This window comes from Emcibacteraceae bacterium (assembly GCA_041396985.1).
Classification (GTDB): Bacteria; Pseudomonadota; Alphaproteobacteria; order Sphingomonadales; family Emcibacteraceae; genus Pseudemcibacter.
In genome coordinates, this window is sequence record JAWKXO010000001.1 from 186,100 (window position 1) to 201,352 (window position 15,253).

Consider the following 15,253-nt stretch of genomic DNA (forward strand, 5'->3'; position numbering starts at 1 on the left):
AGGGGCGATCTATTGAATTATTTACCTGCATTGGCAAAAACGCCTTTAATCATTTTTGCCTTTTTTGGCCTGATGAACATGGCTTTTTTGACCATCCCCGTTAAAGCGCAAAACCAGGAACAAAGCGGAGCCAGTCTATCCGATCAGAGGGAAACATTTTTTGCCCTTTCCGTCAATGACATCGAAAAAATGGAAAGCTGGTACACCAAGCTTTTTAACCTGACCACCATAAACAGGATTGATGTACCGGACGGCAGCGTTACTATCCGCCTGCTACACAGACCCGGATTAATGATTGAACTGCTTAAGCATAACCAGGCGAAAGCGCGGGACGATGAAAACGCATCCTTTAACCTGCATGGGCTTTTTAAGGCCGGTTTTACAATTTCCAATATTGATGATTTATTTAACGAAATAAAAAGACGGAATATCGAAACCGTTACCGACATTATCACCGATGATTTAACCAATAGCCGGTTTTTTATCCTGAAAGACCCGGAAGGGAATTTAATCCAGCTTTGGCAGAAAAAATAAACGCCCGTCATGGAATAATCCATAACGGACGTTTGAAACCTTAAAGCGTATTATCTACCGCTTATTGATTTTCCATAGCGTCACGCTCAGCGGCCAGTTTTTCAGCCAGTTTGCGTGCTTCTTCAGCTTTTGCTTTTGCTTCCGCATCCATGCCCGCCATTGAGCTGTTTGCTGTTGCAGATGCGCTTTCAGCTGTCGCAGATGCAGAACCATTGTCATCACCACCACAAGCGGTCAGTGCGGTTGCGAAAAGTGAGATCAGTAAAAGTTTAAGAGTATTCATTATTACCTCGTTAATTTAGTTGCCCATTTTGGGTTTGGTTGTCCGGTTTGGGTATTAATTACCCCCGTTGGCAATCAATGACCAGTTTAAGTAAGTAGTACATTAAAATAATGCACACTAGTTTTATTGCATTTTTTAGCGGATTGGAAGGGATTATGTTCTATTACCCAAAAAAAATGGGGGAAATATTGAAAAAAGATAGGACGAAGCCGCCATAATCTGACTGACCGCTATCGACCCAAAGCGGACACTCACTTTCTTGTTCAGTTGACGATAGAAACGGAATGTTTCAATATAAAATTGATAATCCTAGTAATATTGGGGCAAATGAATATGGATCCACATTGGAGAACTTAGAAGTGGTTGCAGGTTCGTGCGGCAGAAAGTATTTCACTTTTATTTTGGTGTATAATAGTTGTGGTGTATAAACACAATTTTCCTGTCTCTGGAGCGATTATGATATCGCTTTATCCTGTAATTTTCTATTATATCAATCCCATATTCTGGTTGGTAATTGTTGTTTTAAGAGGACCATTCAGGGGGCGAGATGTTTACAGTCACCGATTATTGGAACCAGCTTTAGCTACTAGCATCCATATTGTATATGGGCTATTACTTTACTGGATAGCTGTAACTCTAAATATAATATCAGTAATGGAATATTATTTGTTAAATTGGGCATGGTTCTTTGGAATATTTTTTACAATTGGAGTAACATTATATATTTATCCAATGAAATCAAAAAGGAATTAAATCCGATTTTCATAACGTCCGCTTTGGGTCGATAGCCGTCATAAGACACGATTATCGCATTTTGTATAAGAACAAGTATTGATTGGTTTCTTTAGACCAAAAAGCCAGGCATTTGCGATTGATGCTGGTCGTGAAGTCAGTTTAATCTGTTCATTCCTGATGAAGGATATAGTCATCAGGCACAATTCTGAGGGCCAGCAGATCACTTTCCGAGCGTATGATTAACGAATGATCACAGCGGACACAAACGCCGGAATCATAGCCATCGACCGAGAATGAACAGACCTGGACCCAAAGTCCGTCAATATCCGGTAATTTGAACAGCTTCTGGTATATCTGGTCCTGGGCATCAAATTTTCCGCCGGTTTCCGCCAACACCTGATCGCTTTTGTCAATCAGGGAAATATTATTTCCGCACCGGCCGACAATCGGCTTTATAACATACCCTGCACTCGATAAGCTCTCCGTTAGTTCAAAATGTGATTCAAGCAGATAAGGATGATTTGGAAACAGCATCCATAAAACAGGCAATATGGCTTTGTTGCTTGGAATCAAGGTCCAAAGGGGCTCAAACACCATCACGTCCGGCCTTAAAAGGACATCGACCAATCGTGGCTGATGGGTAAATATTTCATTTCGCTTGTGGTTTAAAAGAAAGTCTTCCTCATCAATTGCTTCATCGCGGAGCTGATCCAGTGCCGTTTCCCATGCCCATGTCTTCCAGACCCACAGTATCCGCTCACCATCCGGATCAACAACATAGCCCTCATCATCCCAGTGGAGGCCATTCAGACCCTTGATGATCTTGCATTTGATCCCGGCTCCCTCAATTGCCCTTTTCATATAAAGGGCATGGTAATTTTCTTCCAGATCATCATCCTGCATGATATGGAGCACCCCATCAACATGGCTTTTTTCCCACGCATCAATCAGGGACTGGGTCAGCCTGCCGCCAGCATCACGCCCTTCCGTAACATTGGAGGCATCGGCCCATTTGCCCTGCACCAGGCCGCATTCCATATAACATGATGCGGAATCGGCATTATATTCGTAAACTTTGAGCCCTTTTTCAGAGAGTGCAAAATCAAACCGCCCGGTAATATTATGTGTTTTCCGGTTCTGCCAGCTTTGCTGAATGCGCGGGATGAGTGCTACGGGCAGATTAAATTTTGCCAGTATATCCTCATGTTCCAGCACATAATCCGTTGCACGCATAAACATGGCATTAAGTTCATTGGTCGCCCGCTTGACTTCCTTACGGGCTGTTTCCCCAATCAGAAAATAACGTTCCCTGTCTTCGTCTGACGTTGCCATTCTATGTCCATGCATATAGTGCACAAATGCGGCCTGATCCGGCTCACTGATATCCAGCCATTCATCCGGCTGTTTCTCTGCCATTTTTGAGACCAGATTAAAAATCGCCGGGTCAGGATCTTCAATGACTTCCGCATAGGTTGGATCATTTGTCTGCATAACCCAGCCGAGAATACTGCCCTCATCAAAAGTACAGCTGACAAAAACCCTTCCCTCAGGGTCAATTTTCATGGGAAGTTCCCGTGACCATGACGTTTCATCTGTCCAGCGGACATGATCGACATTCTGTTCAATAATCCTGATCGCGTTTGCTGTTACCTCCGTGACAACGGCAACATGGCCGGTAATTTCAAACTCGCCCCCTTCGTTCCAGATCATGAGCGCACCGGGTTCGGGCAGTCTTTTTGATCCGTTTCGAAAGGAATAGAGCGGCAATGTTGTACCGTCTGAAATTTTTTTAACCTCACGAAGATTAAAAATATCATAGGCCATGGAAATATCGTCAAAAACATAGCCATGGTTGATATACATCCAGCGCCGGGCCAGCTCCACGCACTGCCATTTATAGCCCATAAATACACCGTCAACATAGCTTTTGAAAGACCGACGGTCCGGCATTTCTTCTTTATTGACAGTCTCATAATCCGATGAAAAAACAGGAACGTTGCCTTTCCCGTACCCCAGAACAGCACCAAATGGCGCGGAAGAGGAATTAGGATGCTTGATCATGTCATGAACTTTCAAATGAAAAATAAAACCGGAACAATCCGGTCTGTTTCATATTCTTTATCATATTGGAAAGTGCGTTGATATATCCATTTATCAGGCGTAAAAAATATTTTTTTATTTTTATGCTGTCTGCTTATTAAGGACTTAAGCCCTTGAATTCAAAAGCAGTGCCTCTTCGCAGCAAAATTTTAATTTTTCGCCAGACCCACAAGGGCAAGGATCGTATGATGTAATACCATTTTTTTGGCAAATAGATTTAAGGATTTCTCTACTAGTTTGTTTCCATTTATTTATAGATTCTTCTGCTCGTACATCATTATTCCATATAGCAGATATAGGTGAACCTATAGATTTTTGAGGTGTTAAGAGGCTGACAAACTTATCTCTTGCTTCCTGAAGCAATTTATTTGGAATGCTTTTTATTAGGGCACTATTTACAGCTATATTAACGTCTGCACTACTACTTATTGCAAGGTTTTTCAGTATCTCTTTTCTCAAGTTAATTCCTTCAATAGTATCGCGAAAAGCAAGGACACTGTCTATTAATGTAACATCTTGAGATACAATATTGCCAAGATCACAGTTAAAACGACCACACACTACGTAACTAGCTGAATCATCTGTAAATTCTACTCCGGCAGCAGAAGCAAACGCTGGACCGGCTAAATTTGATGTACCAAAGTCTAACTTTGCAGAACTTATCATCAAATTTCGACATGCTGAGCCAATTCTAACAACATTTGCTAACCTAAGAATTGAAAATACTTGCCATCTAGTAATTGAATTTAGAGGTGTTCCACCACTAATACCTAGTAAATTTCGGATTGAAGGACGTAGAAGTAAGCTGCGAACAATATTTGGTATGGATTCACTTGGGGTATCACAAATATCATATATTTTCGGTTCAAGTTCCTCAAAAAGTTTTTCTGCCTCGTGTTCGTTTCCTGTAGAAGGTTTAAGATGACTTCTAATTTGATCTTTAACCGTTTTTTTTGTCATATCAGAATTTAATGTAGAAAAAGTTCCTAGATCTCCTGAATTAATTGAATCAGGGCTTGGAAAAAATACTGCTTCATTTTGTTGCCAATTTATAAAAGTGACTATGTCATCCCGTACTAATCCCCAAAACCTATCACTCCCAATTAATATATGAAGTCGCCCTAAAGATTGAATAGGCGCAATAACCTGATCAAAGCAAATTAATCCAACAAGAAAATCATGCATTGCTGTTGACCTATGATCTGAAACTTCTTTTGTTGTAAACCCATTTCCAACTATGGCTTGAATTTTTTGGCTTTGTTGACCTTCAAGTTCGATAGTATGAGAACTTGTCCAGGTGCCAGGAGGTAAAACATCAAACAATAAGTGAGCACTTCGTAATAAATTTTCTTTAGCAGCCGGTTCATGTTCAAACTTTGCTTTTTTGATTTTAGGTCGTCTAAATTTAAGTTCTTCTATTATTGAAATTGTTGTTCGATGATCCTTATGCGGAATAGGTAAATACCTTAATATTTTTACACTTGATGGTAACTTTGTGGTTATATTTGGCAAAATAGCGAAATGAGGTCCATCTCCAAATAGTGTCGCTAAGTTCTGGTTTTTCTGAAGTAATGAGATTAAATATTCATCTTTAAGACCATATCCAATAAATATTAGTGTTGAAGCAGATATTATTCTCTCTAGGTATTTAATAAAACTCTCGTCAGATTCTAAATTACTATAATCTTCAGAAGTAAATACTACAGATTGAATTTTATCCATAGAACCGTGCAACTTACAAATAAATGGTTCATTATTTTTAAGTAAATAATGGCATCTTTCTATATTTGATTTTTCAATTAGTGTATAAGATGGAAGATTTTTCTCAAGCAAGTCATCTACATTTGTAGTTAATATACACTTTGGGGCAAGGTCTCTAACCGACTTTATAAATCTTGAATAAACAGGTGTTATTTGCTTTGACTTAAAATTTTCTGAAAGTAATTCATTATAGTGCGTAATACTCAAATCTTTACATTCTTGGAAATACTCAGGGAATTTTGAATCGTTTATTAGTTTAAGACCATTATTTACATCATACGATGGATCATAACGTTGATAATCAGTATGAAATTTTAAAGCCAAATCTTTCCATAAAGGATAGCCACTCCAAGAACTTGCACCAGCTCCTATCCAAAGAACTATACCTTCCTCTTTGATCGCTATCTTGTCAAAAAGCAGTTTTGCTGCATACACTGTTTTAGAATCTGATACATCAAACATTTCAATATACCCCCACTTAACTACACCAAAATCTAACAAATAGAAAAAATCTAACTAAATATTATTCTAACTAAATATTATATAGTGCGCAAAATTAATTCGTTATTATCTATAGCATATGAGAATTTGAAAAAAAATAATAACCCAAGTCAAGATTTCTGGTCATAACAAAATCAATAACTAAATGATTACGTGGTATTCGTTAAACCAGCTGCCTATCCTTTTCAATTAAATGTGCGTCGTATACCACAGGGTACGTTAGATATCTGCGCCCGCCCCAAAGTTATAAGTCAGTTCATTTTAGCCGCAATTCTGATGACTACATATTACGCCATAAGAAACATTTCAGCTCAACAGTAAACGCAAGTGCCACCCCCATCTGGACAAATTGGTAAACTATGATAAGTTATTACGAATATTATTAAATCCGGAAAGTCATCATATTGATTGCAAATAATTATACGCTCGTTCCCGCAAAAGAAAGCAAACATTTATTTACCCCGACACAGAAATTATTCTGGGATAAATTATTTGGTGAGGATGATACGGATACCCACCTTGACCGTGCAGATTTTAACCCGAAGGAATTTACCAGTTTTCTGCCGAATATCTGGATGGCTGAATTGCTGGTTAATGAAAATAATCAGCTGGTCAATTTGAAAATGACTTTGGTTGGGACAAAACTTGCAAAAGTATATGGGGAACTTACCAATCAGTTAATATTTGATAATAACAGTAGCAACAGTATGAAATCGCAAATGGAATCCACTTACAACCGCTTAATGATGCTTTCACATGAATTGTTTGAAAAGAATATCCCGCTATATTCCCGTGTCGAATATCTGGAAGAAAATAAAAATTATGTCACCGCAACCGAGCTTACCTTCCCCATGTGTAAAAACAGTCCCAATACCAACATGATGCTTGGATATGTCGAGGTTACATACAGATAACCCTTAATCCCGCCGCCCATCCTTTTCAATTAAATGGGCGCGGGACAGATCAAGGGTCAGCTTAGGTAAAAACCCGAAAAATATTAGTTAGAATTATTCTGATCAGAATCTTCTGATGAATTAGTTTCTTCAGAATTTTCGTCACCTTTTTCTTCTTTATTTTTCATGTTTATATTTGGGTCGGCCTGATAAGATGCCGCCAATACAGTTGCATCAGAGATTCTTCCCGTACCGTTTGCCGGAAATTGTTTTGTATCAGATTTATATAATGCTGAATATGGACCCGCAGGGATACCCTGTCCAGGCGAATAAATAGCAGCGGCATTTGCACTATTTGCGACATATGTATAATCCGAACTAAGACTATCGGAGGCAGCAACAATCGCCGTTGCAATCAGATCAGCAAATATATTTCCCGAACCTCCCTGTGATTTATCAACGATAAGATTTTGTTCATCCTGCCAAAGCAGTTTCCCATCATGGCCATCTTTAATGGTATAAAGAAAATGGACCTGAACGCCGGCTGACAGGACACTATATTTATTCGTCCACTCCAGAATTTCTACATAAATTATACTATCTGCCCCAAAAAGTTCCGCCAGACGTGTCGTGTCCGCTGAATGCACCAATAACGGATCGCCAAGGCCATCTTCCTCCATAATTTTTTTAACCATATTGGTGGGGAAAACATAATATCCCTTTTCCGAAAGCGGGACAGGAAGAGTTGTTAGAAACAAGTCTGCCGCTTCAACCTCTTCGGAATGATTAATCACAGGAACAATCAGAATTGAATGTGGGTCTGCAGAAATAAATGTTGTGAAGTCCTTATAGTCTGGTGCAGTCGCACATGCAGATAAAGCTATTGCAGACAATATTGCCGCAAATATTTTAATTTTATTCATTACATTTCCCCCGTAGTAGATGGTGTTGTCTGTTCTGGCGCCATTGTTGTCAGGCGCTTCATGACTTTTTCCATCAGAAATCTTGACTCAGGCCATTTATCCCATTCTTTCTGAAAGTAAATAGCGGCTGTATTAGCATCATTCAGTTCTAATTTTGTGTATCCGTACTCGGCATACATTCCTGGTGGGACATTATCTTTAATTTCTGCCTTTTCTATCCCTTCGTACAAAGAGTCAGAAAATTTTTGCAGCTGCTCGTCATCCATATTTTTATAATACCCAAGAAGATTATTACTATAGCCACCCCAATTATACATGCTTTTATTACCGCATGCCGAAGTCATAATTATTAACACCGTAAAAACAATAAATTTACAGCACTTCATACTAACTAATTTCATGTTGTTCCCCTCAAAACGAATTTGAAAACTATTTAAATGCACTCATATTAGTTGCTTATACTAATTTCGCGCCTCGTATTACCTTGGACAAATATTTCTCTATTAATCTGTTCCCCATTAGGTTTTACCAACCTAATTGCATGGTTACCGGTAGAAATATTGAAGATCTGATGACCGTCTTCCACAACCCCCATATATGTCCCATCAACATATAACTGTGACCCAATTCCATCATCGGCTATTGCCAAAGTCGGCTTATCATCGGCTCTAATTTCATTATGCTTTGGAAGACTTCCACAAGCAGAAACGAATAAAACAGAACAAGTGAGTAAGATTTTAAATAGGAAAACTCTCATTACTTCCCCCAATCAATTAACTGTTGTTACAAATAGACCTTCTGGTCGCCCATCACCAATTTCACCAGAAACCACATTCGTTACAGCACCTTCATTGGTTTCATTATCACCAAACAATGAAATTACCTGTAACTCACCTACTTTAGAAGCAGGCAGCGTAATATTAAAACCGGTCTGATTACTTTTAACGGTTTTTCCTTCCTTCATTACGGCAAGACGATCGCCAACTTTTAATCCCTGTTTTTCACCACCAGAGATATATACATTCGATCCTTCAACTGCCAAAATATCTGTTTTCCAGGTTCTGCCAGACAAAGTTTTGACCAACTCTTCAATCATATCTTCAATAGCGACCGAGATAGCCTTGTCATTAAGGGTAGCATCAAACCCAGCTGTACTTCCTACACCAAGAACTGTTTTTGTTTCATTGGTTGCATCACCCGTACCAGTCGCAGAATGAAAGACGAGGCCAGTTCTCACATCAACAAATCGCACCGCCACTTTTGCATGTGCTGTTTGTACTTTTTTTCTGTTAAATAATCCCCGCTGCCCATCTGCCGCTCTGCCAAATTCTACAACCGAGCCAATAATGAGTGTATCAACTCCAACAATTCCTGTATCACCTGAAAGTCCTTGTTCACGCTCAATTTTGGATAGGTCTGGTCTTTCAAAAATAAGGAATTTATCTGACATTGCCAGATAGGCCGTTAATATATCAGCTGCCTGCTTTCCCAAAGGATCCAAATCATTATCCCTAAGAAGGCTTTTGCCATAATTTGTTTCATTGCTGAAACGACCAATAGCGACTTTAAACTTTAAATTCTTCTCATTGGTACTAACCTGATTATCCTGAGCATAGGCAAAAGGAACCATAGCAAAACTGCCAATAACAATTAGTAATGTTAGAAGATTAATCTGAAAATATTTGGATGTGTGGTTTTGCATTTTTACCCCCATCATAATTTACTTAACTCTTTACTGCTAACCTGGAACTTTAAATGTTACTTTAAACTTAGTATTTAAATCACATTAAATAGTAAATGTAAAATAATCAATTAAAATTAGCATTCATCTTTAGAAGGACACTTTAATATAGAAGTTATGAATATTATATGAACAAAAAATAATCACATAAATACTAAAAATCGAAAAATAACAATTAAAGTTATATTAAATACCCCCCCCTTTAAACCCTCTCCCCGTCCTTGTTGAACAGGTGAGCGCGGGACATATCAAGGGTGAGTTTGACCTCTGATCCTGCTTCCAGATCAATAAGTCCGTTCAGTTTAGCGGTTATTCTGATGCCAACATAAAGGGCGATCAGCAATGTTTCGGCGCCAAGCGGCTCGACCACCTCCACCACCGCTTTGATATTTTTACCTTTTTCAAGGGTGACACTATCCGCCAGATAAATATCCTCGGGTCTGATGCCGAGGGTGATGCCATCTTTGCTTTTAATGAAATTCATTTCAGGGCTGCCGATAAAACCGGCGACAAACTGATTTGCGGGGGTATTGTAAACCTCCATCGGGGTACCGATCTGCTGAATTTTGCCCTGATCCATAATGACAATGCGGTCGGCCAAGGTCATCGCCTCTACCTGGTCATGGGTAACATAAATCATGGTGGTTTCCACAGTGCGGTGCAGTTTTTTAATTTCCGCCCTCATGCTGGCACGTAATTTCGCGTCAAGGTTTGATAAGGGTTCATCAAACAGGAACACCGCCGGATTACGCACCATGGCCCGGCCCATGGCGACCCGCTGGCGCTGCCCGCCGGAAAGCTCCGACGGTTTACGGTTAAGCAGGTCTTTAATATCCAGTATTTCGGCGACCCGGTTGACATGGGAGTCAATATCGGCTTTCGCCATTTTACGGGCACGAAGGCCGAAGGATATATTTTTATAAACATTCATATGCGGGTATAGCGCATAATTCTGAAACACCATGGCGATATCGCGGTCACGCGGCTCAAGATTATTGACCATACGTTCAGCGATGGAGATTTTACCCGCCGTAATATCCTCAAGTCCCGCGATCATGCGCAGCAGTGTTGATTTGCCGCAGCCGGACGGGCCGACCAGAACGATAAATTCCTTATCCCTGATTTCAAGATCAAGATGTTCAATGACCGAAACTTTGCCGTAACTTTTTGAAATATCCGATAATGTCACGCTCGCCATTAATCGCTCCCCTTATTCTGTGTCAGTTTTTTTACCGCGTCAGCCAGATTTTCACGCGCCCCGATCAGCCGCTCAAAAAAAGCGACATTTTCATTGCTTTGGGCAATGGCCAGGCCTGTATATTTTTTAAGGCTTTCCTCAAAGGCCGGAATGGCCGGGCCGCCGGTAATTTTACGCACGGCAATGAAATATCCGGGGCTGGCAATTTCCTTTAATTTTTCAGCGTCAATTTTTGGCGCCTTTCCAGTGTGATCCTTATAAATTCGGCTGAATTCACCATAGTCAAATTCATCGAGCGCAATTTTTTTGGCAATGGCCTCGCGTGACATGTCGGCGGCGATTTCATGGGCATCACGGAAGGATAGTTTTTCTATGCGGGCGATGCTGTCAGCGATTTCGGTAATGGTGGCGCAGCTTTGCCCGATATGGCGGGCGATTTTCTGTTCGTCAATCTGCACCGCACCAATAAAATCATTTAAAAGCCGCAATAATCGGACCCCGCTTTCAAAAGCCTTGTGGCCGACGGTCTGGACCTCGGTTTCAGAATCGTTCATGTCCGTGAATGGCGTATTATGCATGGTGTTTATGATTGTGTCACAATGCCCTGCGGAAAGCGACGCCATAAGGCGCATATGTTCAATCGGCACCGGGTTTCGCTTTTGCGGCATGATTGAGCTGATCTGGACAAATTCATTGGGCACATAAATATGGCCAAGCTCGAAACTGCTGCGCTGGGCCAGATCCTGGACAAAGCGGCCAATATTCAGGAACATGACCTTCATCGCGCTATAAAGCCCGGTGACATAATCAACACTGGAAATGCAGCCATAGGAATTTTCAAGCGGCGCGGCAAAGCCCAGGAGTGCCGCCATTCTTTCGCGGTTTAAATTAAAGCCTGTGGTGGTGATGGCCGCCGCCCCCATCGAACAAAGCTCCGCAGTGTTGCGGCCAAGGGTGATCCGTTCCACATCGCGCTGCAATATTTCGATAAAAGCCCCCAGATAATGACCCCATGTGGTCGGTTGGGCCGGCTGCCCGTGGGTATAGGCAAGGATAATGGTTGATTTGCCGCCCTCTGCCACCCGAAGCAGGGTTGCGATCAGCTGGTTCAGTTCGGTCAGCAGCACGGCGGACAGGTCCATCAGATGCATTTTAAAAATCGTGTGGTCAATATCATTGCGGCTGCGCCCGGTATGGAGCCGCCCGGCCAGATCGGTGCCCAGTGCTTTTTTAAGCTCGCCCTCGACATAGAAAAAATAATCTTCTACCTCACCGGTATATTCAAGTGACGCCAGATCAAGATTTTCTTCAATGGCAATCAGGCTTTTCAGGATGTCAGCACCCTGCGCAGCCGTTAAGATGCCCTGTTCCGCCAGCATCACGGCATGGGCCAGGTTCACGCGGAAATGATAATCGGCGAATGTGGTTTTTGATGCCTCAAAAAGCGGGGCTAGAACCGTTTCCTTATAGGTTTCATTGGGGAATTTTGAATTGTCAGTGATGCCGCCGCCGGCCTGATCCTGCCTGTTTGCCATGATTATCCCTTTAATCCTCCTAATATCACGCCACGGATGATATACCGCTGCAAAAATAAAAACACCAGTAAAGTTGGCAATGTCGCCACCGCCGCCCCGGTCATGATCTTTTCCCATTCGCTTTGAAATTCACCGGAAAAGGATGAAAGCCCGACGGGAATGGTGAAAAGTTCAGCACTTGAGCTAACAATTAACGGCCATAAAAACGCTGTCCAGTTGCCCAAAAATGTAAAAATTGCCAGCGCGGATAAGGCCGGGGCCACCAGCGGCATGGCAATTTCGGTAAATATCCGAAATTCGGAAAGCCCGTCAATGCGGGCCGCGTCGAGATAATCATCGGGCACACTTTCAAAAAACTGTTTCATCAGAAAAACCCCGAACCCGGTCATAATCCCTGGAAATATCAGCCCGATATAGCTATCAAGCAGGCCGAAATCGCGCGCCAGTATATACCACGGGATCACCAGCATTTCGGTCGGGATCATCAATGTGCTTAAAATGGCGATGAAGACCAGTTTACGGCCGCGGAAGCGGAATTTTGCCAGTGTATACCCAACCAGACTGTCAAAAAATAGCACAGAAACGGTTGAGGCAAGTGCGACAAGAATTGAATTTTTAAACCATATTAAAAATTCCGTATTTTCAAATAGATAAATATAATTACTTAATGTTGGTTCTGAACTTATTAGCGCCAGTTCATAAATTTCATCATTATATTTAAAGCTGGCGGAAAACATGAAAATAATCGGTGTCATCATAATCACGGCACCGATGAATAAAAGGCTCCAGATTATAATTTTGCCGGGTCGGATCGGTGCTTTATTTTCAGTCATTTTTAAGCACCCTAAGTTGGATAATGGTGATGATCAGCAGAATGACGAATAAAATAACTGTCTGCGCCGCCGCCATGCCCATTTCAAAACGCTCAAACGCCGCCTTATAAATATGCAGCACCAGTGGCCGGGTGGCGTTTAGGGGGCCTCCTTCCCCTTCCTGCGTCATGTTATAAACCTGATCAAAAATGCGAAGGAACCCGATTGAGCTGATCACGGTCAGAAACACGATGGTCGGACGAAGCTGCGGCAGAGTTATTTCCCGTAAAATGCGGAAAGCCCCAGCCCCGTCAATTTTCGCCGCTTCATAATAGCTTTGCGGAATGGCCCGAAGCCCTGCCATAAAAATAACTATTTGAAAACCGAGCCCGGCCCAGATTGCCGGGGCCAGCACGGCGGGGAGCGCTTCTGTGGTGGAGCGGAGAAAATCAAGCTGCTTAATGCCCAACTGACCAAGGGCAAGATTGATCATCCCCACCGGTACCGGCTGATAAAACCAACGCCAGACCCAGGCCATCGCCACCGCCGTGGTCAGAAACGGGATAAAATAACAGGCACGCAGGAAACCATGTCCAAAACGGACCTGATCAAGCGAATGGGCGATGATAAAGGAAAGAATAAGTGAAATCGGCACCCCGAGCAATAGATATTCAAACGTGTTGCCAAGCACCTGCCAGAAAACCGGATCATGCCAGAGCCGGATAAAATTATCAAAGCCAATATAGGTTTTTTTGCCGACAATATTCCAGTCGGTCAGCGAAATGCTGAACGCATCAAGGGTCGGGTAAAAACGCACCAGAATAAAATAAACAATAGGCACAGAAATGAAACACCAGGCGGTGATGGCTCGTTTTTTTCCAATGCTCATTTCATCCTCGCCTTATCAATGATGGCCTGGTCTTCTTCAGCGGCAATCCGCAAACTGCGCGCGACGCTCATTCCACTTAAAACCACCCTATCCAGCATATCAACCACAGTTCGCCTTTGTTCCGCTTCCGAATAAAATTCTGTTGAGTGGGCATAATCCAGTCCCCTGATAAACGGGCCAAATTTCGGGTTATTTCTGTTTTCAGGGCGGTTTGCCACCGCTCGCCGTGCCGGAAGTTCCCCCACCCGGTCAAGCCATAGCTGCATAGCCGCTTCGGACGTGATGAATTTTAGGAATTTTTCTGCCGCCATCCGCTTTTCCCCGGCAGCCTTGCTGGTGATGCCGTTAACCCAGTAGGATGCGAAATTTGACTTTATCCCCTCGTGGGTGGGAAGCTCCGCCACCCCGTATTCAAGGTGTCTGGCCCGATCAAAGGTGGAAAGGGCGAATGATCCGTCAATATGCATCGCTGCCCTTCCCGCTTTAAAGGCGATTTCGCCCTTATCCATAAAATCAACCACACTTACTTTATGATCAGTGACCAGTCCCGCATAATAGTCAAAGGCCTGTAACCCCGCCTCATCATCATAGGTGACTTTTGTATTATCCGCGTTATAGGGCGCACCACCAAACTGACGGACCAGCACTTCCCGCCACCAGTTATGATCCTGATCAATAGGCCCGACAGTGATGCCAACCTGAATAATATTGCCGGCGCGGTCCCGTTTTGTAAGTCTTTTGGCAAATTCAGTAAGTTCATCCAGCGTTTTGGGTGGCACATCCGGGTCAAGGCCCGCTTCACGGAACAGCTTTTTATTCCAGAAAAGTCCAAGCGATCTGACCGCTGTCGGCAGGGCGTAATAATGACCTTCCACTTTCATGTTATGAACAATCGGGAAAAAATCAGTTTCAATTTCCGTGGTTGGAAAATTATCCTCGCTTAAGGGCTTTAAAATCCCCGCCTTTAAATAATCCCCCAGCCAGCCATAATAAAGCTGCACTACGTCCGGCCCTTCCCCGGCACCAACGGACGCCGCCACCTTGGTCCGATACTGGGCATAGGGAAAGGTGGTCTGATTGACTTTTATATCCGGATTTTCCGCCTCAAACGCGACAATCAGCTCATCCATGGCGTCGACACGGGTTTTATAGCTATATTGCCAATAATCGATCTCAACCGCATGGGTATTGCCAGCGATTGAAAGCATAAAAATAATGGCAGTTAAAAGCCGCACTCCTGTGTTCCCCTCATCATTATTTCTTTGATCAATTTTCCAAGTACCATAAACCGAATTATAACTGAATTCCAGTCTATTGACTTAAGCGTGATAGCCGTTAAATTATTCGG

General features: G+C 42.4%; 14 protein-coding genes. 2 read left to right on the forward strand and 12 right to left on the reverse strand.

The genetic code is table 11. The features are described from left to right. Positions 1-12 precede the first annotated feature (12 nt). Entirely contained in the window at positions 13-534 is a 522-nt protein-coding gene (locus R3D86_00860; GenBank protein ID MEZ5756750.1) for a VOC family protein, read from the forward strand. A 61-nt stretch (positions 535-595) separates the two neighbouring features. Here the strand turns inward: R3D86_00860 and R3D86_00865 are convergent, their stop codons facing one another. The 3 genes from R3D86_00865 to R3D86_00875 form a co-directional block, all read right to left on the reverse strand. Continuing rightward, positions 596-817 carry a hypothetical protein gene (locus R3D86_00865; GenBank protein ID MEZ5756751.1) on the reverse strand — a complete coding sequence of 74 codons (222 nt, stop codon included), beginning with the start codon at positions 815-817 and terminating at the stop codon, positions 596-598. A 903-nt stretch (positions 818-1,720) separates the two neighbouring features. After that, positions 1,721-3,613, reverse strand: a complete 1,893-nt coding sequence (gss, locus tag R3D86_00870; protein MEZ5756752.1) for a bifunctional glutathionylspermidine amidase/synthase — start codon at positions 3,611-3,613, stop codon at positions 1,721-1,723. A 144-nt stretch (positions 3,614-3,757) separates the two neighbouring features. Next, entirely contained in the window at positions 3,758-5,875 is a 2,118-nt protein-coding gene (locus R3D86_00875) for an SIR2 family protein (GenBank protein ID MEZ5756753.1), read from the reverse strand. Between the two features lie 443 nt (positions 5,876-6,318). On the opposite strand from R3D86_00875, the gene R3D86_00880 reads away from it, so the two are divergent. Further along, a complete protein-coding gene (locus R3D86_00880; GenBank protein MEZ5756754.1) occupies positions 6,319-6,828 on the forward strand; it encodes a hypothetical protein in 510 nt (169 codons plus the stop codon). Between the two features lie 83 nt (positions 6,829-6,911). On the opposite strand, the gene R3D86_00885 is transcribed toward R3D86_00880, so the two are convergent. The 9 genes from R3D86_00885 to R3D86_00925 all read right to left on the reverse strand — a co-directional run bounded on the left by R3D86_00885 (position 6,912) and on the right by R3D86_00925 (position 15,140). Next, positions 6,912-7,730, reverse strand: coding sequence for a DUF799 family lipoprotein (locus tag R3D86_00885; GenBank protein MEZ5756755.1), 819 nt, complete (start codon positions 7,728-7,730; stop codon positions 6,912-6,914). Next, the gene (locus R3D86_00890; GenBank protein MEZ5756756.1) at positions 7,730-8,131 is read right to left on the reverse strand and encodes a DUF4810 domain-containing protein; all 402 of its coding nucleotides are present in this window, start codon (positions 8,129-8,131) and stop codon (positions 7,730-7,732) included. Before R3D86_00890 ends, R3D86_00885 begins: the two co-directional genes overlap by 1 nt. 47 nt (positions 8,132-8,178) lie before the next feature. After that, positions 8,179-8,487 (reverse strand): hypothetical protein, encoded by a 309-nt coding sequence (locus R3D86_00895; GenBank protein ID MEZ5756757.1) that lies wholly within the window; start codon positions 8,485-8,487, stop codon positions 8,179-8,181. A 12-nt stretch (positions 8,488-8,499) separates the two neighbouring features. Beyond that, positions 8,500-9,432: a CsgG/HfaB family protein gene (locus tag R3D86_00900; GenBank protein MEZ5756758.1), complete on the reverse strand. Its 933-nt coding sequence runs from the start codon at positions 9,430-9,432 to the stop codon at positions 8,500-8,502. Between the two features lie 241 nt (positions 9,433-9,673). Then, positions 9,674-10,669 carry a sn-glycerol-3-phosphate ABC transporter ATP-binding protein UgpC gene (gene ugpC, locus R3D86_00905; GenBank protein ID MEZ5756759.1) on the reverse strand — a complete coding sequence of 332 codons (996 nt, stop codon included), beginning with the start codon at positions 10,667-10,669 and terminating at the stop codon, positions 9,674-9,676. Continuing rightward, positions 10,669-12,321 (reverse strand): argininosuccinate lyase, encoded by a 1,653-nt coding sequence (locus tag R3D86_00910; protein ID MEZ5756760.1) that lies wholly within the window; start codon positions 12,319-12,321, stop codon positions 10,669-10,671. Before R3D86_00910 ends, ugpC begins: the two co-directional genes overlap by 1 nt. Beyond that, on the reverse strand, positions 12,207-13,037 hold the full coding sequence (locus tag R3D86_00915) for a carbohydrate ABC transporter permease (protein MEZ5756761.1): 831 nt from the start codon (positions 13,035-13,037) through the stop codon (positions 12,207-12,209). Before R3D86_00915 ends, R3D86_00910 begins: the two co-directional genes overlap by 115 nt. After that, positions 13,030-13,905: a sugar ABC transporter permease gene (locus R3D86_00920; GenBank protein MEZ5756762.1), complete on the reverse strand. Its 876-nt coding sequence runs from the start codon at positions 13,903-13,905 to the stop codon at positions 13,030-13,032. The genes R3D86_00915 and R3D86_00920 overlap by 8 nt, the downstream gene beginning before the upstream one ends. Then, on the reverse strand, positions 13,902-15,140 hold the full coding sequence (locus tag R3D86_00925) for an extracellular solute-binding protein (GenBank protein ID MEZ5756763.1): 1,239 nt from the start codon (positions 15,138-15,140) through the stop codon (positions 13,902-13,904). The genes R3D86_00920 and R3D86_00925 overlap by 4 nt, the downstream gene beginning before the upstream one ends. Positions 15,141-15,253 lie beyond the last annotated feature (113 nt).

What these genes read in the sequence shown, in the direction of transcription:
- R3D86_00865 (MEZ5756751.1), bottom strand. Translation starts at nt 817, where the DNA reads ATGAATACTCTTAAACTTTTACTGATCTCACTTTTCGCAACCGCACTG.
- gss (MEZ5756752.1), bottom strand. Translation starts at nt 3,613, where the DNA reads ATGATCAAGCATCCTAATTCCTCTTCCGCGCCATTTGGTGCTGTTCTG.
- R3D86_00875 (MEZ5756753.1), bottom strand. Translation starts at nt 5,875, where the DNA reads ATGTTTGATGTATCAGATTCTAAAACAGTGTATGCAGCAAAACTGCTT.
- R3D86_00885 (MEZ5756755.1), bottom strand. Translation starts at nt 7,730, where the DNA reads ATGAATAAAATTAAAATATTTGCGGCAATATTGTCTGCAATAGCTTTA.
- R3D86_00890 (MEZ5756756.1), bottom strand. Translation starts at nt 8,131, where the DNA reads ATGAAATTAGTTAGTATGAAGTGCTGTAAATTTATTGTTTTTACGGTG.
- R3D86_00895 (MEZ5756757.1), bottom strand. Translation starts at nt 8,487, where the DNA reads ATGAGAGTTTTCCTATTTAAAATCTTACTCACTTGTTCTGTTTTATTC.
- R3D86_00900 (MEZ5756758.1), bottom strand. Translation starts at nt 9,432, where the DNA reads ATGCAAAACCACACATCCAAATATTTTCAGATTAATCTTCTAACATTA.
- ugpC (MEZ5756759.1), bottom strand. Translation starts at nt 10,669, where the DNA reads ATGGCGAGCGTGACATTATCGGATATTTCAAAAAGTTACGGCAAAGTT.
- R3D86_00910 (MEZ5756760.1), bottom strand. Translation starts at nt 12,321, where the DNA reads ATGGGAAAAGATCATGACCGGGGCGGCGGTGGCGACATTGCCAACTTT.
- R3D86_00915 (MEZ5756761.1), bottom strand. Translation starts at nt 13,037, where the DNA reads ATGACTGAAAATAAAGCACCGATCCGACCCGGCAAAATTATAATCTGG.
- R3D86_00920 (MEZ5756762.1), bottom strand. Translation starts at nt 13,905, where the DNA reads ATGAGCATTGGAAAAAAACGAGCCATCACCGCCTGGTGTTTCATTTCT.